This window comes from Sphaerisporangium melleum, from assembly GCF_014646695.1.
GTDB classification, from domain to species: Bacteria; Actinomycetota; Actinomycetes; order Streptosporangiales; family Streptosporangiaceae; genus Sphaerisporangium; species Sphaerisporangium melleum.
The window spans coordinates 193,654-215,839 of record NZ_BMNT01000005.1; the positions used below are offsets into that span (position 1 = coordinate 193,654).

Consider the following 22,186-nt stretch of genomic DNA (forward strand, 5'->3'; position numbering starts at 1 on the left):
CGCCGTCGTGCGGTTCCGGGCGGCGGGCAAGCTGACGGTGGCGTTCGCCGAGACCTTCGGCGAGTTCGGCGCGGGCACCGTGCCCTACTACCTGGCCACCGCCTTCGAGAAGGTCTACCTCCAGCCGTCCGGAGACGTCGGGCTGACCGGCGTCTCACTGGAGCAGCGGTTCGTCAAGAACGCGCTGGCCAAGGTCGGGGTGGACTACCAGATCGGCCAGCGGCACGAGTACAAGACCGCGGCGAACACCTTCACCCACGACCACATGACCGAGGCGCACCGCGAGTCCCTCACCCGCATCGCCGACTCGGTGGTCGAGCAGATCGTGGCCGGCATCGCCGAGGGGCGGCGGCTGGCCCCCGAGCGGGTGCGCGAGCTCATCGACGGCGGCCCGTTCCTCGGGGCCGAAGCGGTGCACGCCGGGCTGGTCGACCGGCTCGCCTACCGCGACGAGGTGTACGACGAGGTCCGCGACGAGGGCGACCACCTGCTGTTCATCGGCCGGTACGCCAAGGGCGTGCTGCCCAAGAAGCTCCCGCACCCGGGCGAGCGGGTCGTCGCGCTGATCCACGGCACCGGGCAGATCCGCCTCGGCCGCAGCGGGCGCAGCCCGCTCGGCGGCGGGGGCGCCATGGGCTCCGACACCATCGCGGCCGCGATCCGCGCCGCCCGCCGCGACGACGCCGTCAAGGCGATCGTCTTCCGGGTCGACAGCCCGGGCGGGTCGTACGTCGCCTCGGACGTCGTCTGGCGCGAGGTCGTGCTGGCCCGCAAGGCGGGCAAGCCGGTGGTCGTGTCGATGGGCGATCTCGCGGCGTCCGGAGGGTACTTCGTCGCGATGGCCGCCGACGTGATCGTCGCCCAGCCGGGCACGCTGACCGGCTCGATCGGCGTGTTCGGCGGCAAGCCGTCCCTGGGTGGCCTGCTCGAACGCCTGGGCATCACCTCGGAGTCGGTCGACGTGGGCGCGAACTCCGGCATGTTCTCCAGCAGCCGTGCCTTCTCCGAGCAGCAGTGGGAGCGGGTCAACGCCTGGCTCGACCGCGTCTACGACGACTTCGTGGGCAAGGTCGCGCAGGGCCGGGGAGTCGACCGCGAGCAGGCCCACGAGCTGGCCCGCGGCCGGGTCTGGACCGGGGCCGACGCGCACGCCCACGGGCTGGTCGACGAGCTGGGCGGCCTGGAGGACGCTCTGGCCATCGCCCGCGACCGGGCCGGTCTGCCCAAGGACGCCACCGTGCGGGCCTACCCGCGCATGCACCCGCTGGAGCGGCTCCGCCCGCCGGAGTCCAGCGAGGACAAGGCCGCCGCGCTGGCCCAGGTGCGGCTGGAGGCCTGGGGGCCGCTGGCCCACCTGGCCGCCGAGCTGGGCCTGCCCGCGCACGGCCCCCTCATGCTCCCCGGCTGGTGGACGATCAGGTAGCCCACGCCGAGCCGCATGATCGTTCGTGCGTCATGGCGCACGAACGATCATGCACCTCGGTCTGTGCCGGCTTCCCAGGGGCCGCGGGTCAGACGACCCAGGCGGGGGCGAGTTTGTCCCCGTCGGGCAGCGCGCACGCCGCCGCCACTTCGAGCGGGCCGTCCGACGGGTACGCCCGGGCACCGGCCGGGGCGGCGACGATCGCGGTCATGCCCAGCTCCGGGTCCGAGGTCACCTGCCTGCGGACGTCGGCGGCCATCACGACCGTGTCCCCCGGTCCCATGGTGAACTTCCGGGCGCCGAGTTCGACGGTCGCGCCCCCGGAGAGCAGGGTCCAGACCTGCTCGGCGTCGAAGGCGTGCGCGGGGCCTGAACGGCCCGGCAGCATGTCCACCTTCCACAGGGAGAGCCCGGTGCCGCCCTGGGTGGGCGAGGCGAAGGTGGTCATGACGGCGTTGGGCGTCTCGGTACGACGGCTCTCGTCCCGGCGGATGATGGTCATCGAACATCTCCCATAATAGACAATGTGGTTGTCTATATAGTTAATGAGGTTGTCCATCGTGTCAACTGATCCACCGGGATGGGAGCTTCCGCTCCGGCTGCTGCTCGGCTTCCGCGTCCTGATCGACGAACTGCACGCCGAGCTGGCCCGCCAGGGACACCCCGACCTCCGGCCGATGCACGGGTTCGTCATGCAGGCCATCGGCCGGGGCGGCACCACCGCCGCCGAGCTGGGCCGCCTGCTGGGCGTGTCCAAGCAGGCGGCGGGCAAGACGATCGACACGCTGGAGCGCGTCGGATACGTGGAGCGCGGCGCCGACCCGGCCGACGCCAGGCGCAAGGTCGTACGGCTGACCGAGCGCGGCATCGAGAGCCTCGCCCTGGCGGCCCGCATCTTCGACGACCTGCGGGCCCGCTGGGCCCATGCCCTCGGCGAGGACCGCCTCCGCGCCCTGGAGACGGACCTGCGCGCCGTCACCCCGCCCGGTGCCCTGCGCCTGGACATCCCTGGATGGTTCGGCGGCCTCGACTGACGGCGAAGACGCGAGGAGCGCCTCCTGGCCGAGGCCACGACCGACCGTCCAGACTCGTCCCGGAAGGCGCTCCGCCGGACGCGCGTGAGCCATCCACTGATACGCCCAGCGGAGCTCGAGGACGGGGCCCCTCACCCGTGGCCCGGCCCGGCACCGCCCACCTGCACACGCGCCGGGCCGAAGGTCTGCGGGTCAGACGGTGGCGGGGGTGTGGGCGCCGGCGGGGGTGCGGAGGGTGACGTTGATGCGGTTCCAGGCGTTGATCTGGGCGATCGCCATCACCAGGCCGGCGATGGCGGCCTCGTCGTAGTAGTCGGCCGCCTCGTCCCACACCTCGTCGGGCACGCCCGCGGGGTTGTCGGCGATGCGGGTGGCCGCCTCGGCCAGCGCCAGGGCCGCCCGCTCCTCGGGAGTGAAGTACGGCGACTCGCGCCAGGCCGCGACCCCGAACAGCCGCTCGTCGGTCTCCCCGGCCTTCTTGGCCTCGCGCGAGTGCATGTCCACGCAGAAGCCGCAGCCGTTGATCTGGCTGACTCTGATCTTCACCAGCTCCAGCGTCTGGTGCGGCACGCCGGTACGCCGCACGTACGCCTCCACGGTGAGCATGCCGCGGTAGCCCTCGGCCGCGACCTTGGCGAAGTCGTCCATCCGTGCCTGCATGTGTCTCTCCGATTCGCTCCGGCCCCGTCGACCCGGGGCAAAATTCAGGATATTTCTTGTCCAGTTTTGTGACCGGCCCGGAGGTGGGTCCCACCGCCGCGGATGATCAACCGGTCGCCGGAGGCGCCCCGGAAGCCCCGGACGTCCGGGAAGCCCTCGGCCGCCGGGAAGCCGCGGACGCCGACCCGGCGGGGGCGGCCGGCGAAGGCGTGGACGCGCCGCGCCCGTACCAACGCTGGATGCCCTCCCCCAGCCCCGGCACGTGCCCCTCGGCCTCCGCCCGCACATCGGCGAGCGTCTGTGCCGCCAGGGCCCGTCGCCAGGCCAGCTCGGCCCGGTGCATGGCGGACGCCACCGCGCACGGCACCCGGAACCGCCGCTCCGGCCCTTCGGCTCCCATGCCGCGCTGCCGGATCTCCGTACACTGGAACGCCTCGTCCGGCCCTTCGATGGCCGTCACGACGTCCATGAGTGTGATCTTGTCCAGTGGCCGGGCCAGCCGGAAGCCGCCCTTCACTCCAGGCGTGGAGGTGAGGATGCCCGCCTTGGCCAGCGCCTGGAGCTGCTTGTTGAGGTAGGCGGGCGGCAGTTCGTACCCCGCCGCCAGCCGTGCCGTCGAGACCGGCCGGTCGTCCTCCAGCCAGGCCAGGGTCAGGCAGCAGTGCACCGCCCACTCGACGCCTTCACTCATCCGCACAATCCGGATATTACACGTCCAGATTCCCCCACCGGAAGAGCCGCCTGCCCACAGAACGATGTCGCACGGAGGGCGGAGGGGAGCGTGCCATTCGAACACTGACCGACGATCCGCTACGAACCCAATTGTTATGCTGACGACATGACCGCCATGACCCCCGCGCGCACCGCCCCCGACCTGTCGTACCTGCTCGACCACACCAGTCACGTGCTGCGCACCCGGATGGCGGCGGCGCTGGCCGAGGTGGGGCTCACGGCGCGCATGCACTGCGTCCTGGTCCACGCCCTGGAACAGGAGCGCACCCAGATCGAGCTGGCCGAGCTCGGCGACATGGACAAGACCACGATGGTGGTGACCGTGGACGCCCTGGAACAGGCAGGCCTGGCCGAACGCCGGCCCTCCAGCAAAGATCGGCGGGCCCGGGTCATCACCGTCACCGGGGACGGCGCGAAGCTCGCCGCGCGCAGCCGGCAGATCGTGGACCGCGTCCACGAGGAGGTGCTGGGCGACATGTCACCCGAGGAACGCGAGGTCTTCCTGCGGGTGATGAACCGCCTGGTCACCGGCCTGCTGGCCACTCCGGCGGACAACCCCCAGCCGGTCCGGCGGGCCCGTCAGCGTTCGGGCTGACCGGGCGGCCATCCCTTTCTCAGCGTCCGAGATAGATAGTCCATTACGGAACTATCTGCTACGGTCTTCCCTGTCGTTCCTTTCCGACAGGAGAGCAGGCATGTCCCCCACTTCCACCCCCACCCCGTCCGGCCGCCGCACGGCTCCGGCGATCTCCCCAGAACCGTCCCGCTCCCGGTGGATCGCGCTCGGAGTGATCGCCACGGCGACGCTGATGACGATCCTCGACGGCAGCATCGTCACCGTGGCCATGCCCGCCATCCAGACCGGTCTCGGCTTCTCCCCCGCCGATCTCACCTGGGTCGTCAACGCCTACCTGATCGCGTTCGGCAGCCTGCTGCTGCTGGCCGGACGGCTCGGCGACCTCCTCGGCCGGCGCCGCCTGTTCCTGGCCGGCACAGCGGTGTTCACCGCCGCCTCGGTGCTCGCGGGCCTCGCGACCGGCCCGGCCATCCTGATCATCGCCCGCTTCGCGCAGGGCGCCGGGAGCGCCATGGCGTCCGCGGTCGGCCTCGGCATCCTGGTCACGCTCTTCCCCGAGCCCGCCGAACGCGCCAAGGCGATCGCCGTGTTCAGCTTCACCGGAGCCGGCGGCGCCTCGATCGGCTCGGTGCTCGGCGGGCTGCTCACCGACGCGCTGAGCTGGCAGTGGATCTTCTACATCAACCTGCCCATCGGCGTGGCCGCACTCGCCGTCGCCGTGCGCGTCCTGCCCCGCGACCGCGGCCTCGGCCTCGCGGCGGGCGCCGACGTCCCCGGCGCGTTCCTGGTCACCGCCGGGCTCATGCTGGGCATCTTCGCCGTCGTCCGGGCCGGCGAGGTCGGCTGGGGGTCGGCCTACTGGTGGGCCGTACTCGCCGTCGCGCTGCTCGCGGCGTTCATCATCCGCCAGGCCACCGCCCGGACCCCGATCATGCCGTTGCGCATCCTGCGGTCGCGCAATGTCGCCGGGGCGAACCTCGTGCAGATGCTCATGGTGGCCGCGCTGTTCTCCTTCCAGGTGCTGACCGCCCTCTACCTGCAGCGGGTCCTCGGGTACGGCGCCACGGCGACCGGTCTGGCACTGCTCCCGGCGGCCACCGCGATCGGCGTGGTGTCGCTCGGCGTCTCCGCCCGGCTGATCGCCCGCTTCGGCCCGCGCGCGGTCCTGCTGGCGGGCCTCGTCCCGCTCGTCGGCACCCTCGCGTTGCTGGCCCGCGTTCCGGTGCAGGCGGACTACGTCACCGACCTGCTGCCCCCCATGCTGCTCGGCGCCGGGTTCGGCCTCGCCCTCCCCGCGCTGACCACGCTCGGCATGTCCGGCGCCGGGCCGGACGACGCCGGGCTGGTCTCCGGGCTGTTCACCACCACCCAGCAGATCGGGATGGCGCTCGGCGTCGCCGTGCTGTCCACCCTCGCGGCCGGCCGCACCGAGGCCCTGACGGCGCGCGGCGTGGCGGAGGCCGCCGCGCTGACCGGCGGGTACCACCTGGCCTACGCCACCGGGGCGGCCCTGCTGGTGGCCTCCTTCGTGGTCGCCCTCCTCGTCCTGCGCCGCCCCACCGGTGACGGTCAGGTGACCGCGCGGTAGCGGCCGCGCATCCGTACCAGCGGCGGGAGCGACGCGGTGACGTAGTCGACGTTCACCACCTGGGCGAGGAAGAGCGTGTGGTCCCCGCCCGGGATCACCCGGGCCGTCTCGGCCTCCAGCGCGGCCACGCCGCCGTCGATGACGAACGCCCCGGTGTCCGGGCCCCGGTGGTGCGGCGTCCCGGCGAGCAGCAGGCGGGCGCTGGGCCGGCCCGGGGTGGCGAACCGGCTGGCCACCACGGCCTGGCCGCCGGACAGCAGGGTCGCCGCCCAGCGGTCCTGGCGCAGCAGCACCTCGCACAGGTATCCCGAGGAGGCGAGGCTGAGCAGCACCATCGGCGGGTCGGTGGACAGGGAGGTGAACGTGGTCACCGTCGTGCCGATGTCGTCCCGCTCGTCCTGCACGGTCACCACGACGACCCCCGCGGCCAGTTGCCGCATCGCCTCCACGAACTCGTTCATGGGCCCACTCCTACCACCGATCGCGCCGCGCCCTCTCCGGGCGGGCGACGATCCCCGCAACGAGATCAGGGTCCCGGGTAGGACAGGCCCGCTCACACGGGAGCGGCCCGCGTTGCCTAACGTCGAAGGCATGACAGAGACCATGCGTGCGGTCGCCTACCGCAAGTCGCTTCCCGTTTCCGACCCCGCCGCTCTGGAGGACGTCGAGCTGCCCGTCCCCGAGCCCGGCCCGCGTGATCTGCTCGTACGCGTCGAGGCCGTCTCGGTGAACCCGGTGGACACCAAGGTCCGCAAGGGCGACGATCCCGGCGGCACGCCGAAGGTGCTCGGCTGGGACGCCGCCGGGGTCGTCACCGCCGTCGGCCCGGAGGTGACGCTGTTCGAGGTGGGCGACGAGGTGTACTACGCCGGCTCGATCACCCGCCCTGGCGCCAACTCGCGCTACCACGCCGTGGACGAGCGCATCGCCGGCCACAAGCCCCGGACGCTCGGCTTCGCCGAGGCAGCGGCGCTGCCGCTCACCACCATCACCGCCTGGGAGACGCTGTTCGACCGGTTCCGGCTGGACCCCGGCAGCACCGGAACGCTGCTCGTGCTCGGCGCGGCCGGCGGCGTCGGCTCGATGGTCGTCCAGCTCGCCCGCGCGCTGACCGGCCTGACCGTCATCGGCACCGCCTCGCGGCCGGAGTCGCAGGAGTGGGTCAGGAAGATGGGCGCCCACGAGGTGGCCGACCACCACGACCTGGTCGCGAGCGTGCGAGCCGTGGCACCGCAGGGGGTGGACTACGTGTTCTCCCCCAAGACCGACGGCCAGATCGAGGCGTACGCCGAACTGCTGCGGCCGGGCGGGCAGATCACCGCGATCGACGAGCCCGAGGGCCTGGAACTGCTGCCGCTGAAGGCGAAGAGCATCGCCTTCCACTGGGAGCTGATGTTCACCCGGCCGATCTTCCAGACCGACGACATGATCGCCCAGCACGACCTGCTGGAGAAGGTCGCCGAGCTCATCGACGCGGGCACCCTGCGCACGACCCTCACCACCGAACTGTCCCCGATCGAGGCCGCCACCCTCCGCAAGGCCCACGAAATTCTGGAAAGCGGCCGCACAATCGGCAAGGTGGTCCTCACCGGCTTCTGACCGCCTGACCACCCCGGGCGGCGCCGCCGAGCGGAAAGGTCCTCCACGGCGAACACCTGGAGGACCTGGAGGACCTGGAGGCAAAATTCACCATAAAGCGCGCCATTTGCCCCACAATTCAAGACATGTGATCGGGGGAAGCCGACGAGGCGTCCTGCATCTTCGGCCAAATGGTCCGCTACCATCGATCGCCGCCAGGCATCGGACAATGTGCGAGTATTTCGTGTGATGTCGAATGGCGATAAGGTCCCGGCATGGCAGAAGTCGAGTGGATGACCACCGATAGGGCGAACTTCGCCCCCGGTAGTGTTTCCGCCCGCGAGGGGCGCTGCACCTGGCACGGCGAGATACGTCCCGGCGAGAAGTGCCCTGAACCCCCGGTCACCGGGGTTCGCGCCGCCGGTGGCCGTTGGCTGGCCTGCGAGCGGGCGGTCGACCAGATCGTGGAGCAATACGGCGTGGCCCGTCCCGCACGGTGAACGCCCGGACCGGTTGCTTCACGATACTGATGTAACGGACTGATCGCTTATGCGGCCCGGCCTGCACCAGCACGTGAGTCGTGCAGCCGGATGGTCACGCGGGACGGCATCGGCCCGCGTGTCACCAAGGCACCCCAACCGCGCGCCCTCCCCGAGAAGACCTGTCGCTGCCCCCGAGTGCGAAATGTCCGGCACGGCCGAGAGCCGCCCTCCGGATGGAAGGCGGATCTCGGGTGGTTTCGTGCCGGCGTTCTCGTCTGGACGGAACTCCGGCTCGCCGTCGCTACCGACGGTGGGCCGGGTGGGTCAGGACAGGCCGTTCTGGGTGAGCCAGTCCTTGGCGACCGCCGGCGGGTCCTCCTTGTCGACGGCGACCCGCTTCATCATGTCCACCAGCATGGTGGTGTCCAGCTTGGCGGAGATGGCGTTCAGCGTCGTCCGGACGGTGTCGTCGACACCGGCCTTGTTGACCAGCGGGGTGACGTTCTGCGCGCCGAACATGCCCTTCGGGTCCTGCAGCGGCACCAGGCCGTTGATCAGGATCTTGGGGTCGGTGGTGAACACGTTGCCCGCCTGCACGGCGCCGCTCTTGATGGCGTCCGCAGTGGTGTCGCCGGTCGACTTCCACTCCTTGAAGGTCAGGCCGTAGACGTCCTTGAACTGAGCCTCACGACGCTTCTTGAACTCCGGCGGACCGCCCACCACGAAGTCCTTGGCGACCTTGGAAAGGTCCTCGATGGAGGTCAGGCCGTCCTTGGCGGCGGTCTCCTTGGTGACCGACAGCGAGTCCTTGTCCTCGGCCGCCGCCGAGTCCAGGATCTCCAGCTCGGCGGGCAGCTTGCTCTTGAGCTCGGTGTTCACCTCGTCCTTGGTGGCCGCGGTGCTCTTCTGGTCGAGGAAGCTGAGCAGGCCACCGTTGTACTCGGGGAGGATCGTCAGCCCGCCGCTCTTGATCTGGTCGAAGAGCACCTCGCGGCTGCCGATGTTGAACTTCTCCTCCACCTGCACGCCCTTGGCCTGGAGGGCCTGGGAGTAGATCGAGGCGAGCAGGACGTTCTCCGGGAAGTTGGCCGAGCCGACGACGACCTTCGCGCCGCCGCTCGACGCCGATCCGGAGGCGCTCGGCGCCGCGTTGGTGGGTTCGCTCAGCGGGTCGCCGCCCCCGCAGGCGCCCAAGGTCAGCACCGCGGTCAGCGCGACCGCCGCGGTGGCGATGAATCGTCTCATCAGTACATATATCCCTTCAAAATCGGGAGGAAAATCAGGTTACCGAAGTCGCGTACGCCGGCTCACCCCAGGTGAGACCAGCACGCGCTGCAGCAACGTGAAACAGAGCTGCACGGCCAGGGCGAGCAGGGCCACGAGGACCGCTCCCCCGATCGTGCTGGGGAAGTCCTTGGTGGCCAGCCCGTCGATGATGTAGCGGCCGAGCCCGCCGAGCCCGACGTACGCGGCGACGGTGGCCGTCGCCACCACCTGGATCGCCGCGATCCGCAGGCCGAGCAGGATCAGTGGCATCGCCACCGGCACCTGCACCCGGAACAGCACCTGCCCGCCGCGCAGGCCCATGCCGTACGCCGCGTCGCGCAGGTCCTCGTCCACGCCGCGGACGCCCTCGTAGGTGTTGACCAGGATCGGCGGGACGGCGAGCGCGACCAGCGGCACCAGCACCGGCCAGGTCGTTCCGACGCCGACGAGCAGCACGATCAGCACCACCAGCCCGAGGGTGGGCAGTGCGCGGGCGGCGTTGGCGGCGATCACCACGAGCACGGCACCACGCCCGGTGTGCCCGATGAGCAGGCCGAGCGGGATCGCGACGAGCATCGACAGCAGCAGCGCCACCGCCGAGAACTCCACGTGCTCCAGAAGCCGGACCGGGATGCCATCGGGCCCCGACCAGTTCGCCGGGTCGCCGAAGAAGTCGATCAGCCAGTTCACGCGGTCCTCCTGGCGCGGGCCCACGGGGTGAGCAGGCGCTGCGCGAGCACGAGCAGCCCGTCGGCGAGCACGGCCAGCACCACGACCAGCACGATGCCCACGATGATCGGCGTGGGGAACTGGCGCTGCCAGCCGTCGATGAACAGGTAGCCGAGGCCGCCCCGGCCGATCAGCGCGCCGACGCTGACCAGGCTGATGCTGGAGACGGTGGCAACCCGCAGGCCGGCCAGCACCACCGGCACCGCGATGGGCAACTCCACCTGCAGCAGCCGCCGCATCGGCCCGAAGCCCATGGCGACCGCGGACTGGCGCACGTGGTCGGGGACCGACTCAAGGCCGTCCACCACGGCGGGGATCAGCACGGCCAGGGAGTAGAAGGTGAGCGGGATGATCACCGTGGTGCGCTCGGCCAGGCCGGTCAGCGGGATCAGCACGATGAACACGGCGAGCGACGGCAGCGAGTAGACCACGTTCATCAGGCTCACCGTGGGCTGGTACAGCACCCGCCAGCGCGCGCTCGCCAGACCCAGCGGCAGCGCGACGAGCAGGCCGAGCAGGGCCGGGACGAGCGCCATCACGACGTGGTCCACGAGCATGCCCTCGATCTGCGGCCAGTTGCGGCCGATCCACGCCCAGCGGATCAGCGGCTCCTCACCCATGCGCCGCCGCCCCGTCCCCGCCCGGGCCGCGGGATGAGGAGGGCCCGTCTGAGCCTCCGGTCGCGGAGGACCTGTCTGAAACGCCGGAACCGGAGTTACCCGCTTCGTCCCCGACCTCGCGCGGCGTGGAGGAGCCCGACCCGGCCGGTCGGGCGGGCTCAGCGCCGCCCGCCTGCAGGAGCGCCCGGTCCAGGGCCTCCCGGGTCACGATGCCCTGGAACCGGCCGGCGCCGTCCACCGCGATCGCGCAACCGGACGGCGCGAGCAGCGCGGCGTCCAGCGCGGCGCGCAGGGAGTCCTTGGCCGGGTCGAACGCCCCGAACGGCAGCACGCCGTCCGGCGCCGGAGCCGACCCATCACGCGAACCTGTCCGGTTCACGGGCGCGCCGGACGGTGTGGCCGCGTCGTCGGGGCGCCAGCCGAGCGGCCGGCCGTCGCCGTCGAGCACGACGTTCCAGCCGGGCACGTGCGGCTCGCTCCGTACCGCCACCCCGGACGCCGGGACGAACGACAGGCGGCGGATGCCGCGGTCTCTGCCGAGGAAGCCCTCGACGAAGTCGTCCTCGGGGCGGGAGAGCAGGGTGGCGGGGTCGGCGATCTGGGCGAGCCGCCCGCCCACCCGCAGCACGGCGACGGTGTCGCCCAGCTTGATCGCCTCGTCGATGTCGTGCGTGACGAAGACGATGGTCTTGTGCAGCTCGGCCTGGAGCCGGAGCAGTTCGTCCTGCAGGCTGGTGCGCACGACCGGGTCCACCGCGCTGAACGGCTCGTCCATCAGCAGCACCGGCGGGTCGGCAGCGAGGGCTCGCGCCACTCCGACGCGCTGCTGCTGGCCTCCGGAGAGCTGGAACGGGTATCGCCCGGCCAGCTTGGTGTCCAGCCCGACGCGTTCGAGCAGTTCCATCGCGCGGGCACGCGCCTTCTTCTTGTCCCATCCCAGCAGGTACGGCACGGTGGCGACGTTGTCCACGATCTTGCGGTGCGGGAACAGGCCGGCCTGCTGGATGACGTAGCCGATGCCGCGGCGCAGGGTCGGCGGGTCGATCTCGCGGACGTCCCGGCCGTCGAGCAGGATGCGCCCGGAGCTGGCCTCGATCATGCGGTTGATCATCCGGAGCGATGTCGTCTTGCCGCATCCCGACGGGCCGACGAAGACGGTGACGGCCCCGGTGGGGACCCGCAGGCTGAGATTGTCGACGGCCACCGTCCCGTCGCCGTAGCGCTTGGTGACACCCTCAAATGTGATCACGCACGACCTCGTGCTTGTCGGCCGGACCCCCGGGCCCGGAATCGTCGAGTCGGCTGCGCGCGGCCACCGCCCCCTCGGCAGCCCCCCACGGTAGGTGACGGCCCCGCCGCGGGTCCAGTCGCGCTTTCCCCACTCAGAGTATGGGGAATCGCCACGGAACACGCCGAACCTCTGCCTTCCAGACATAGCGGAAAACAGGGAACGCCCAGCGTGCGCGGGCTTCTGCTTGGTACTTTCGCGATATCTATCAAAGTGGCATCGGTTGGTGCGGCCCCTGGAGGGCCTTGACATGATTGGCTCCCGAGCTCCCTCTATCCTCCTCAGTCACACGCAACCCCCCGAACCCGCACGAGAATTCCAGAGGATCCGGCCGTGACCCCTTCGCTCATCGATCGCCGCCCTCGGGCCGAGCTGGTCGCCGAGCTCTACGACTGTCACGCCGCCAGGCTGTTCGCGTACTGCCACGACCAGCTCGGTGACACCACATCGGCGGGCAATGCCCTGGCCGCCGTGTTCGCGGGCGTCCCGGCCATCGAGCCCCCGCGTGCCGCCCTGTACGCCCTCGCCCGCCGCGAGATCTACCGACGCGACGTCGCCTATGCCCTCCCCAGGGTCGACCCGGCCGCCGATCCGGCGGCAGCGCTGGTCGAACGGGTGATGCGCGAGGTACGCCCGCACCAGCGCGAGGTCCTCCTGCTCTCCGCGGTCTGCGGGCTGGACACGGTGGAACTGGCCTGGGTCCTGGACGTCGCGGCCGACACCGCCGAACAGCTCATGATCAGCGCCCGGCACCGGTTCGGCCGGTCGCTCGCCGCCACCGTGACCTCCGCCCGGACGCCCGCGCTCAGCCCGCGGCTGGCCACGGAGTACGACGTACTCGTCGTGGCGCCGGCCGAGGACGCCCTGGCCCGGCTGCCCTGGCACACGCCCCCGGCAGCCCTGCGCACCCGCATCCTGGCCGCGATCCCCGATGAGGAGGCGGACGCGGCGGCCGACCCGGCCGCGACCGCGCAGCAGAAACGGTGGCCCACCACGCCGCGCTGGCCGCTGCCCCTCGCCGAGCCGAACCCGGTCACCAACACCGTCGTCGTCCCGGCCGATGAGCTCACTCCGCCGCCCGCCGGTCGCAGGTCCGGGCACGAGGCCACCACCGAGCCGATGCCCAGGCTCCGCGGCGCCTCGCATCGCGCGCCCTCGGGCTCCCGCCAGGTGCCGCCCACCACGGCGTCCAGCCGGCAAGCTCCCCCGCGGCCCGCTCAGGACGGCCTTCCGCGAACCCCTCAGGACACCTCGCCGCAGGCCCGCGCGGAAGGCCCCGCGCGATCCCAGAACGATCTCACGCACGCGCGTGCGGAAGGTCGCGAGGAAACCCGCGAGGAAGGTCGTGAGCGGTCCCATCAGGAGGGTCGCGCGGGGCAGAGGTCCCAGGAGCCGCGGCAGGGGGGTCCGGCGGCCGGCGCCGAGAAGGGGTCACCGTTCAGCAGAGCCCTGGCGACCGGGCAGTGGCCCACCCTGCAACGCACCTTCCGCTCCGCCCCCGCGACCTCCGATCCGACGGCGCCTCCCCCGGCTATCCATGTCGAGTCCACCGATCGGGTGACGCCCCCGGCCTCCGCGTCCATCGGCCCGGCGGCGCCTTCGGTCCCGGTGTCCGCAGACCGGGGGACATCCCCGGTTGCCGCACCCGTTCACCTGCCGGAGCCGGCCTCCGCCGCACCTCCGGCCCGCCACGCGGGGCCCGCCTCCAACGCGCTCCCGGCCCAGACGGCGTCCCACCACCCGACGCACGCCGCCGGGAACCACCGCCGCGCGCCCCTGGTCACGGAACGAACCTCGGCGCCCGGCGAGACGCCGGCTCCGGCCGATCCCACGGCCGTGCCGGACGGCCAGGTCACGGCTCCGGCGATGACGTCCATGCCCGCGACGCCGCCTGCGGACGGCGGGGGTCTCGCCACCAGGCTGCGTGCCGTCATCCGGGCACTGCTCCGCCGTACGACCGCTCCGACCGCGACGGCGGCCCCGACCAGTGCACCGGCCGCACCCGTCCAGGGCGATCCGCCGGCCACAGCGGCTCCGGTCACTGCCCCGGCCACACCGGCTGAGGGCACCTCACCGGCCACGTTCACCTCCGCCACCGTGTCGGCGTCACCGGCGAGCCCGCCGCCCAACTGGGGCTCGACGGCCGGGACTTCGGACAACGAGGCCGGCGACGGGCCCGCCACGGTCGAGATCCCGGTGATCTCCGCGACCACACCGGCACCCGAGACGACCTCGCCGGCACCCGGTACGGCGTCCGCGCTCATGTCCGAACCCACCGCCACATTCGCGGCGAGCGCCACGTCCGACACCGGCACGCCTCCCGGCACGGCGAGCACCCCCGAGCCCGGCGGCACTCGCACGTCCGAGCCCGGCAGTGCCCGTACGGCCGAAACCACCGCGCCCGCCGAGGCCGCCGCCCTGACCGAGGCCACCGGCCGGGTCGAGGCCACGGGTTCGGTAGAAGCCCTTCTCTCCGTCGCGGTGGACGGCACCACCCCGGGGGAAACCTCCGCTCCCAACGCCACGGCGACGGCCGAACGGTCCGAGACCGCCGCCACCCCGGACAAGGAGTCCGATGCGGCCAAGCCCGCGAGGCGGCCACGGCGGCACGACCGGATAAAGCCCATCAAGATCGGCGAGCATCACTTCGACTGGCTCTGGGAACTGGGCGGCCTGCTCCTGTGCATCGCCATCGCGATGCTCGTCTTCTTCACCATCCCCACGATCGTCACCCCCTGATCGGCGGGCCACCGCAGCACGCCGCTCCACCCCGGCGGCGCCCCTGGGCTCCAATCAATCTTGTGAAAAGATCGCAAGATGCTGCGACTCACCGATTTCATCATCGACTGCCCGGACACGATGGAGCTGGCGGCCTTCTATTCCAAGGTGACGGGCCGCCCGATCAAGGAAGGCAGCGACGCGCACTGGGCCGGCATCAAGTTCGGCGAGATCGAGCTGGCCTTCATCCAGGTGGACGACTATCGCGCTCCGCAGTGGCCCGACAGCGAGCACCCCAAGCAGTTCCACCTCGACTTCGAAGTGGACGAGATCGAGTCCGAGGAGCGCCGTATCCTCGCCCTCGGCGCGACACTGCAGCAGGACTTCATCGGTCCAGAAGGCTACGGCTGGCGGGTCTACACCGACCCGATCGGCCACCCCTTCTGCCTGTGCCGCAACAAGGGCGTCACCTGGACCGACGAGGGCCCGGTCTGGCCCTGACCCGAATCCACCGGCGCGCACCGACCCACAACCCTGCGCCCTTCGGCGGGGTTCGCCGGTGCCCCGCCGCAGCACGGCGCCGGATCCGCCGCACCACACCCCACCGACCCGGCGCCGACCGAACCACCCCCGTGCCACAGCGAGAACCCACCCAGACCGCGGTTGGTCAATGAGCGGGACGCCGGGTGCGGGCGGGTGCGTCCTGGGAGAGGCCTTGGTCAGGGGGAGGCGCCTGGGCCGGGGAGGAGGTCGACGTCGCCGCCGTGCATCGGCTCGCCGCAGTGGGCACAGCGCAGGTCGACGTTGCTGATCTCCCCGCAGGCGTGATGGCGGTAGAGCACGGGCGGCCCGGCTTCGCCCGCGAGCCACCGGTCCCCCCAGCCGGCCATGACCATGAGCAGGTCGACCAGCTCGGCACCCTTGGTCGTCAGGTGGTACTCGTAACGCGGCCGGTTGTCGTAGGGGTGGCGCGCCAGGACGCCCTGGTCGACGAGGTGGTTGAGCCGCTCGGTCAGCACCTTGCGCGAGATCCCTAGGTCGGCCTGGAGCTGGTCGAACCGTCTCATGCCCACCCACACATCGCGCAGGATCAGCGGCGACCAGGGCTCTCCGATCACATCGAGAGTACGCGCGATGGAACAGGCCATCTGTCCGAACTGTGTGCGCTGCATGGCCTCAGTCTACCAATCGGGGTTCCCTAAAGGAACTTCGACTGTTATGGTCATGGAGTCTCTTCAAGGAACCCAAAAGGAGTCGCCAGGATGAGCAAGGTCATCAGCGCCCACGCGGTATCGGTCGACGGATACATCACCGGGCGCGGCCCGCGGGCCGGGCGTGGGCTCGGCGACGCGACGATGCTGTTCGACTGGTACTTCGACGGTGACACACCCAGCCGGGTGTCCGGCGGGTTCAAGCTGAGCGAACCGAGCGCCCGGATCTTCGACACGCTCGCCGGGCGTGTCGGTGCGGTCGTGGCCGGCCGCAACACCTACGAGGACTCCGATCGTTTCGGAGGCGGCAGCCCGCACCCGGCGGCCCGGCTGTTCGTCCTCAGTCATCGCGCGGTGCCCGAGATCGGCGAGACGCAGACCCTGGTCACCACCGGCATAAAGGACGCGATCGCGGCGGCCCGCGCGGCCGCCGGGGGCAAGGACGTCGCGCTCATGGGCGGCGGCGTGCTCACCTCAGCGCTGGCCGCGGGCCTGGTCGACGAGGTGGTCCTGCACCAGGTGCCCGTTCTGCTGGGCGCCGGTCGCGGGTTCTTCCAGGAACTGCCGGAGCACGTACGTCTCCGTCTGCTGGAGGTCGTCCCGGCCCCCGGCGTGACCCACCTCCACTACGAAGTGGCCCGCTGATCCTCGTCCCGCGGCGCGCCGAAAGCCCCGCCGAGAACACCCGTCCAGAAGGAGCAGAACCATGCTGAACCCCGACGTGCGCCGCGTACTCGACGGCACTTCGATCGCGCACCTCGCCACCGTCCTCCCGGACGGATCGCCGCACACCACTCCCATCTACGCCGGCACCGAGGGCGACCGGATCGTCTTCTTCACCGGCCCGGCCACCCGCAAAGCGCGCAACCTGCGCCGCGACCCCCGGCTGGCGCTGTCCATCGCGCCGGTGGACAACCCGTTCGAGCCCGTCGTCGTCCAGGGCAGGGCCGTCGAATGGCTCGAGGGCGACGCGGCGTGGGAGATCATCGACCGGCTGGCCGTGCGGTACACCGGTTCGCCCTATCCCCGCGGACAAGAGCGCGTCGTGGTCGTGGTCGAGCCCGAGCGCCAGAGCGTCGGCATCGGCTGAGCGGCGCCGGGCCCGCGCACCGAGAGCCCGTCCAGCGAGTAGTCGCCGGGACAGGAGCCCTCAGTCGCGGGAGAGGATGAGGCCGCTGGTGGGGACGCCGGTTCCCGCGGTGACCAGGACGTTGCGGACGGCGGGGACCTGGTTGACGGAGGTGCCCCTGACCTGGCGCACGGCTTCGGCGATGCCGTTCATGCCGTGGATGTACGCCTCGCCGAGCTGGCCGCCGTGCGGGTTGACCGGCAGGTGGCCGTCGATCTCGATGCCGCCGCCGGCGATGAAGTCCTTCGCCTCGCCGCGGGCGCAGAAGCCGAGCTCTTCGAGCTGGCTGAGCACGAACGGCGTGAAGTGGTCGTAGAGGATGGCCGTCTGCAGGTCCTTGGGCGACATGCCGGACATCTCCCAAAGGCCGCGGGCGACCACTCCCATCTCCGGCAGGCCGGTCATGTCGTCCCGGTAGAAGCTGGTCATCATCATCTGTCCCGCGCCGGACCCCTGGGCGGCGGCGGTGACCACGGCGGGCGACCGGCGCAGATCCCTGGCCCGCTCGGTGGAGGTGACGACGAGCGCGACGGCGCCGTCGCTCTCCTGGCAGCAGTCGAGCAGGTGCAGCGGCTCGACGATCCACCGGGACGCCTGGTGCTCCTCCAGAGTGATCGGCCGCTGGTAGAACCAGGCCGCGGGGTTGGTCGCGGCGTGGCGGCGCATGGCGACGGCGACGCGGCCGTAGTCCTCGGAGGTCGCGCCGTAGGCGTGCATGTAGCGCCGGGCGAACATCGCGACCCAGGCCGCCGGGGTGAGCAGGCCGAACGGCACGTGCCAGCTCATCTCCACGCCGAGCGACGACGGCTCGCCGCCGAGCCCGGCGTTCGGCTGGCCGAACCTCCGCCCGGACCGCTCGTTGAAGGCCCGGTAGCACACGACGGTGGAGGCGATGCCGGTGGCGACGGCCAGGGCGGCCTGCAGGATGGTGCCGCACGCCGCTCCTCCCCCGTACTCCACCCGGGAGAAGAACGACAGATCGCCGATGCCGGTCTCGCGGGCCACGGCGATCTCCTGGTTGGCGTCCTGGGTGAAGGTGACCAGGCCGTCGACGTCGGACGGGGTCAGCCCGGCGTCGTCCAGGGCCGCGAGGACGGCCTCGGCGGCGAGCTGCAGCTCGGTCCGGCCGGACTCCTTGGAGAACTCCGTGGCGCCGATGCCCGCGATGGCCGTGCGACCGGAGATCGAGTACACGTGGTGAGCCTTTCTGCCGGGGGAAGGCCACGCCGCCGGCGCGGAGACGCCGGTGCGACGTGCGACGGTGGGCTGCGCGGGAACGGAGTTCAGTGCGGGAGGGTCAGGCGGACGGTGCCGATGGCGTGGTCGCCGAGGCTGACGGCGCCGCGCACCTCGACGGTGACCTCGCCGCCCGCGCGCCCGGTGACCGTGCCGCCGAACGTCAGCGTGTCCCCCGCGTACGCGGGCACGCCGAGCCGGACGTTGACGCATCGGACCAGGGCCTCCGGCCCGGCCCAGTCGGTGACGTAGCGCTGCACCAGGCCCATGGTGGTCAGGATGTTCAGGAAGATGCCGGCCGAGCCCTGGGCGCGTGCCACCTGGACGTCGTGGTGGACGGGCGTGTAGTCCATCGTGGCCAGCGCCGTGGCGATGACCGTGGTCGGGGTCAGCTCGATGCGCAGCGGCGGCAGCGCCGCTCCGGTCTCGACGTCGTCTCTGCTCAGCGTGCGCATCACGGCTCCCTGGGCACCCACATCGGCAAGGTCAGTTCGTCGTCCATCTCACGGTGGTCCACCCGCACCGGCATGCCGACGCGCACACGCTCGGGCGGACAGTCCACGACGTTGCCCACCATCCGCACTCCCTCGGCCAGCCGCACGACGGCGACCACGAACGGCGGGCGCAGGCCGGGAACCGGAGGGCTGTGGTGGACGACGAAGCTGTACACCTCGCCGAGGCCGCTCGCGACGGCGTACGCCCGGTTGGCCGAGCGGCACGAGGGACAGATCGGCCCGGGCGGATGCCGCAACTCGCCGCAGTCGCCACATCTCTGGATCCGCAGCTCGCCTACCCGCACACCCTCCCAGAAGAACGCGGTGTCCCGGTTGATCGCGGGTCGCAGAGGATAGGCCGGCCGCTCCTCGGGCGCGGCTTTCTCCTCCCGGGGGCGAAACTTCAGCACCCGGAACATCATCTCGGCGACCGGCTCCTGTCCGGCGTACCAGGTGACCAGCCAGGTGATGAAATATCCGGTGCCGAGGGCGGTGTTCTTCGGCCCGGCGAACCCGCTCAGCCGGGTGGCGGGCACCAGCCGCTCCCCCAGCCGTACGTACCGGTGGTAGGTCTGCTCACAGTTGGTGGCCACCACCCCGGTGAAGCCGCCCTCGTCCAGCGCGCGCAGCACCTCGTCGATCGGGGTGGTGGTGTCCTCGCGCGGCCCGAGCCCGGGCATCGTCCACACCTGCGCCATCGCGGGCGGCGCGACGATCTGCCCGTGGACGCTCGCGGCGGCATACGCCTCGTCGGTGTAGACGGGGTTGGCGTCGCCCATCGCGGTGGTCCAGTGGCGGATCATCGGCAGGTTGACCGGGTCGGCCGCGGGCGCGCCGCGTACCTCGCCCATCGCCATGCCCCGCTCGGCCAGCGCGGTGAGCCGCTCGTGCGGCGCGGACCCGGCCGTGGTCGTCATCGCCCTCCTCGGGTCGTCACCGGTGTCCCGCTCACGGTCGCTCACCGGGGCGGCCGGGGCAGGCCGAGGCCGAGCATCGCGATCAGCTCGCGTTGCACCTCGTTCACCCCGCCGCCGAAGGTCAGCACGATCGCTCCCTTGACCGCCCGGTCGGTCTGCTCCATGAACGCCGCGGTCTCCGGGTCGGACGGATCGCCGTACCGCGCCAGGGTCTCCCCGACCAGGCGGCCGACCTCCTGCATGCGCTCCGACCCGTAGATCTTGGTGGCGGAGGCGTCCGGCGCACCGAGCCAGCCGAGGTCCATGTTCGCCGCCACCTGCCAGTTGAGCAGCTCGTTCGTCCGCCAGCACGCGTACACGCGGCCGAGGGCGCGGCGCACGGCCGGCTCCTCGATCGTGCCGGTACGGCGCGCCCAGGCGGCGAACCGGTCGTGGACCCGGGCCAGGTTGCCGGCCGGGCCGAGGGTGACCCGCTCGTGGTTGAGCTGGTTGACGATGAGGTCCCAGCCCTTGTTCTCCTCGCCGACCAGCATGTCCAGCGGCACCCGGACGTCGGCGTAGTAGGTGGAGTTGGTGTGGTGGCGGCCGTCCATGGTGACGATCGGCGTCCAGGAGTACCCCGGGTCGCGGGTGTCGACGATGAGCATCGAGATGCCGCGGTGCTTCCTGGCCGCCGGGTCGGTGCGGGCGGCCAGCCAGACGTAGTCGGCGTAGTGCGCGCCCGAGGTGAAGATCTTCTGCCCGTTGACGACGTAGTGGCCGCCGTCCCGCACGGCGGTGGTGCGCAGCGACGCCAGGTCGGTGCCGGCCTCGGGCTCGCTGTAGCCGATCGCGAAGTGGCAGTCCCCGGCCAGGATGCGCGGCAGGAAGAACTCCTTCTGCGCGGTGGTGCCGTACTGCATGAGCGTCGGGCCGACCGTCTGCACGGTGATGATCGGGTACGGCACCTCGGCGCGGGCGATCTCGTTGGCGAAGATCTGCTGCTCCAGCGGCCCGTACCCGCTCCCGCCGAACTCCTTGGGCCAGCCGAGCCCGAGTTTGCCGTCCCGGCCGAGCCTGCGGCAGTGCTCCATGTACGCCTCGCCGAACGGGTCCTGCGAGATCTCGGCCCGGTCCTGCTCGGGCAGGCAGGCGGCGAAGTACTCCCGCAGCTCGTCGCGGAGTCGTTTCTGCTCCGGCGTGAGGTCGATCATCATCGGACGAGCGCTCCCATCGTGTCGAGCCGGGCCTCCACCCCGCCGAGCAGGTGGGCCAGGCGCTTGCCCCGGGCGAAGTGACGGTGCAGCGGGTAGGTGACGTCCAGGCCGAGGCCGCCGTGCAGGTGCTGGCAGGTGTAGAGGGCGGCCAGCGCGGAGTCGGTCACCGTGTGCGCGGCGACGGCGAGGTCCAGCTCGGCCTCCTCGTCCAGCCCCTGGTCGATCCGCCAGGCACCGGACCAGACCGCAACGTCCAGCGCCCGCCCGGCGATGTAGACGTCGGCGATCTGCACGGTCACCGCCTGGAACTCGGCGAGCGCGCGGTCGAACTGCCTGCGCTTCCTGATGTGCTCGGTGGTCAGCGCCAGCGCCCCGGCGAGCACCCCGGACGCGCTCGCGGTGACGGCCGCCGTGGCGAGCAGCCGCAGGGCGGTGAAGGCCGTGCCGTCCGGGGCGCCGAGCGGTTCGCCGGGCGCGCCGTCCAGGGTCAGTGCCGCGGCCGGCTCTCCGGTGGCGGTGGACACCGGGTGCAGGGACGCGTCCCCGGGAGCGACCAGGAAGAGCCCGATGCCGTCGCCGGCGGTCAGGGCGGGGACCACGATGGCGGCCGACTCGGCGGCGTAGCCGACCGCCGCCGTACGCCCGGAGAGGGTCCAGCCGCCGTCGCCGCCGGGCACGGCCCGGGTGCGGGGCGGGGCTCCGAGGTCGCGGCCGGGCTCGGCCAGGGCGGCGGTCAGCACGATCTCGCCCTCGGCCAGGCGGGCGAGCAGTGCCCGCTGGTCCGGGGAGCCGTACCCGCCGACCACCAGGCCCGCGATCAGGGACTCCTGCAGGGGGATGGGCGCGGTGCGTGCGCCGGACTCGCGGGCGAGCACGGCCGTCCCCACCGCGCCGAGCCCGGCGCCGCCGGCCTGTTCGGGCAGGCAGGCCCCGATCAATCCGGCCCGTGCCACCGCCCGCCACAGTTCGGCGTCGTACGGGCGGCCGCTCCGGTCGTGGGCGGCGAGGCGTTCGTACCCGGCTTCGCGGGTGAACAGGCCCACTGCCAGCTCTTTCAGCTCCGCCTGCGTCTCGTCGAGGTCGAAGTCCATCACGGCACCTTCCGTGAGCCGGGTGCCGGGCGCCGCCGGGCGAGCCCGGGTGGCACCCGGTGCGGTCCGGCGGAATCCGGTGATGTCCAGTCAGCGGCAAAGTAGAACAGATTCTAATATCTGTCCAGACTGATTTCGGGCGACCCGCGCCGGACACGCTTCCGAAATGCGAATGTCATGCAAGACCGGCATTCCTTGTGACCAGCCGGTAACGAAC

The 22,186-nt window shown here is 71.7% G+C and carries 24 protein-coding genes; 10 read left to right on the forward strand and 14 right to left on the reverse strand.

Translation table 11 applies throughout. The features are described from left to right. On the forward strand, positions 1–1,423 hold a 1,423-nt coding region (gene sppA, locus IEY93_RS06175), incomplete at its 5' end, for a signal peptide peptidase SppA (RefSeq protein WP_229690901.1). Positions 1,424–1,511: 88 nt separating this feature from the next. On the opposite strand, the gene IEY93_RS06180 is transcribed toward sppA, so the two are convergent. Next, positions 1,512–1,925, reverse strand: coding sequence for a cupin domain-containing protein (locus IEY93_RS06180; RefSeq protein WP_189161979.1), 414 nt, complete (start codon positions 1,923–1,925; stop codon positions 1,512–1,514). Positions 1,926–1,983: 58 nt separating this feature from the next. Here IEY93_RS06180 and IEY93_RS06185 point away from each other — a divergent pair, with 58 nt between their 5' ends. Beyond that, positions 1,984–2,457, forward strand: coding sequence for a MarR family winged helix-turn-helix transcriptional regulator (locus tag IEY93_RS06185; protein ID WP_189161980.1), 474 nt, complete (start codon positions 1,984–1,986; stop codon positions 2,455–2,457). 192 nt (positions 2,458–2,649) lie between these two features. Here the strand turns inward: IEY93_RS06185 and IEY93_RS06190 are convergent, their stop codons facing one another. Together IEY93_RS06190 and IEY93_RS06195 are read right to left on the reverse strand one after the other, a co-directional pair. Next, a complete protein-coding gene (locus tag IEY93_RS06190) occupies positions 2,650–3,117 on the reverse strand; it encodes a carboxymuconolactone decarboxylase family protein (protein WP_189161981.1) in 468 nt (155 codons plus the stop codon). Between the two features lie 106 nt (positions 3,118–3,223). Beyond that, entirely contained in the window at positions 3,224–3,808 is a 585-nt protein-coding gene (locus IEY93_RS06195; RefSeq protein ID WP_189161982.1) for an RrF2 family transcriptional regulator, read from the reverse strand. A gap of 147 nt (positions 3,809–3,955) precedes the next feature. Between IEY93_RS06195 and IEY93_RS06200 the strand changes: the two genes are divergently transcribed. Together IEY93_RS06200 and IEY93_RS06205 are read left to right on the forward strand one after the other, a co-directional pair. Beyond that, positions 3,956–4,444: a MarR family winged helix-turn-helix transcriptional regulator gene (locus IEY93_RS06200; protein ID WP_189161983.1), complete on the forward strand. Its 489-nt coding sequence runs from the start codon at positions 3,956–3,958 to the stop codon at positions 4,442–4,444. Positions 4,445–4,544: 100 nt separating this feature from the next. Further along, complete coding sequence (locus tag IEY93_RS06205) at positions 4,545–6,014, forward strand: MFS transporter (RefSeq protein WP_189161984.1); 1,470 nt, start codon at positions 4,545–4,547, stop codon at positions 6,012–6,014. Here IEY93_RS06205 and IEY93_RS06210 read toward each other — a convergent pair. Then, the gene (locus tag IEY93_RS06210; RefSeq protein ID WP_189161985.1) at positions 5,996–6,475 is read right to left on the reverse strand and encodes a flavin reductase family protein; all 480 of its coding nucleotides are present in this window, start codon (positions 6,473–6,475) and stop codon (positions 5,996–5,998) included. The genes IEY93_RS06205 and IEY93_RS06210 overlap by 19 nt on opposite strands. 130 nt (positions 6,476–6,605) lie before the next feature. Here IEY93_RS06210 and IEY93_RS06215 point away from each other — a divergent pair, with 130 nt between their 5' ends. Both IEY93_RS06215 and IEY93_RS06220 read left to right on the forward strand, forming a co-directional pair. After that, entirely contained in the window at positions 6,606–7,613 is a 1,008-nt protein-coding gene (locus IEY93_RS06215) for a zinc-binding alcohol dehydrogenase family protein (RefSeq protein WP_189161986.1), read from the forward strand. A gap of 254 nt (positions 7,614–7,867) precedes the next feature. Then, positions 7,868–8,092, forward strand: coding sequence for a hypothetical protein (locus IEY93_RS06220; protein WP_189161987.1), 225 nt, complete (start codon positions 7,868–7,870; stop codon positions 8,090–8,092). Positions 8,093–8,398: 306 nt separating this feature from the next. Here IEY93_RS06220 and IEY93_RS06225 read toward each other — a convergent pair whose 3' ends face one another. The 4 genes from IEY93_RS06225 to IEY93_RS06240 are packed head-to-tail and all read right to left on the reverse strand — an operon-like array spanning position 8,399 to position 11,938. Further along, on the reverse strand, positions 8,399–9,319 hold the full coding sequence (locus IEY93_RS06225) for an ABC transporter substrate-binding protein (protein ID WP_189161988.1): 921 nt from the start codon (positions 9,317–9,319) through the stop codon (positions 8,399–8,401). A gap of 39 nt (positions 9,320–9,358) precedes the next feature. Then, a complete protein-coding gene (locus IEY93_RS06230) occupies positions 9,359–10,030 on the reverse strand; it encodes an ABC transporter permease (RefSeq protein WP_189161989.1) in 672 nt (223 codons plus the stop codon). Next, positions 10,027–10,689 carry an ABC transporter permease gene (locus IEY93_RS06235; protein WP_189161990.1) on the reverse strand — a complete coding sequence of 221 codons (663 nt, stop codon included), beginning with the start codon at positions 10,687–10,689 and terminating at the stop codon, positions 10,027–10,029. Before IEY93_RS06235 ends, IEY93_RS06230 begins: the two co-directional genes overlap by 4 nt. After that, entirely contained in the window at positions 10,682–11,938 is a 1,257-nt protein-coding gene (locus IEY93_RS06240) for an ABC transporter ATP-binding protein (RefSeq protein ID WP_189161991.1), read from the reverse strand. The genes IEY93_RS06235 and IEY93_RS06240 overlap by 8 nt, the downstream gene beginning before the upstream one ends. A 372-nt stretch (positions 11,939–12,310) precedes the next feature. Here IEY93_RS06240 and IEY93_RS06245 point away from each other — a divergent pair, with 372 nt between their 5' ends. Further along, complete coding sequence (locus tag IEY93_RS06245; RefSeq protein WP_189161992.1) at positions 12,311–14,716, forward strand: RNA polymerase sigma factor; 2,406 nt, start codon at positions 12,311–12,313, stop codon at positions 14,714–14,716. 78 nt (positions 14,717–14,794) lie between these two features. Beyond that, positions 14,795–15,196, forward strand: coding sequence for a VOC family protein (locus tag IEY93_RS06250; RefSeq protein WP_189161993.1), 402 nt, complete (start codon positions 14,795–14,797; stop codon positions 15,194–15,196). 218 nt (positions 15,197–15,414) lie between these two features. Here IEY93_RS06250 and IEY93_RS06255 read toward each other — a convergent pair whose 3' ends face one another. Next, entirely contained in the window at positions 15,415–15,867 is a 453-nt protein-coding gene (locus IEY93_RS06255) for a winged helix-turn-helix transcriptional regulator (protein ID WP_189161994.1), read from the reverse strand. A gap of 90 nt (positions 15,868–15,957) precedes the next feature. Between IEY93_RS06255 and IEY93_RS06260 the strand changes: the two genes are divergently transcribed. Together IEY93_RS06260 and IEY93_RS06265 are read left to right on the forward strand one after the other, a co-directional pair. Beyond that, positions 15,958–16,551, forward strand: coding sequence for a dihydrofolate reductase family protein (locus IEY93_RS06260; protein ID WP_189161995.1), 594 nt, complete (start codon positions 15,958–15,960; stop codon positions 16,549–16,551). A gap of 61 nt (positions 16,552–16,612) precedes the next feature. Continuing rightward, a complete protein-coding gene (locus IEY93_RS06265; protein WP_189161996.1) occupies positions 16,613–16,996 on the forward strand; it encodes a TIGR03618 family F420-dependent PPOX class oxidoreductase in 384 nt (127 codons plus the stop codon). 60 nt (positions 16,997–17,056) lie between these two features. Here the strand turns inward: IEY93_RS06265 and IEY93_RS06270 are convergent, their stop codons facing one another. The 5 genes from IEY93_RS06270 to IEY93_RS06290 form a co-directional block, all read right to left on the reverse strand. Then, positions 17,057–18,229, reverse strand: coding sequence for a lipid-transfer protein (locus IEY93_RS06270; RefSeq protein ID WP_189161997.1), 1,173 nt, complete (start codon positions 18,227–18,229; stop codon positions 17,057–17,059). 89 nt (positions 18,230–18,318) lie between these two features. Continuing rightward, complete coding sequence (locus IEY93_RS06275; protein WP_189161998.1) at positions 18,319–18,726, reverse strand: MaoC/PaaZ C-terminal domain-containing protein; 408 nt, start codon at positions 18,724–18,726, stop codon at positions 18,319–18,321. Further along, positions 18,726–19,682: a bifunctional MaoC family dehydratase N-terminal/OB-fold nucleic acid binding domain-containing protein gene (locus IEY93_RS06280; RefSeq protein WP_189161999.1), complete on the reverse strand. Its 957-nt coding sequence runs from the start codon at positions 19,680–19,682 to the stop codon at positions 18,726–18,728. Before IEY93_RS06280 ends, IEY93_RS06275 begins: the two co-directional genes overlap by 1 nt. A 41-nt stretch (positions 19,683–19,723) precedes the next feature. Beyond that, positions 19,724–20,878 carry an acyl-CoA dehydrogenase family protein gene (locus IEY93_RS06285; RefSeq protein WP_189162000.1) on the reverse strand — a complete coding sequence of 385 codons (1,155 nt, stop codon included), beginning with the start codon at positions 20,876–20,878 and terminating at the stop codon, positions 19,724–19,726. Then, positions 20,875–21,969: an acyl-CoA dehydrogenase family protein gene (locus IEY93_RS06290; protein ID WP_189162001.1), complete on the reverse strand. Its 1,095-nt coding sequence runs from the start codon at positions 21,967–21,969 to the stop codon at positions 20,875–20,877. The genes IEY93_RS06285 and IEY93_RS06290 overlap by 4 nt, the downstream gene beginning before the upstream one ends. Positions 21,970–22,186: the final 217 nt, after the last annotated feature.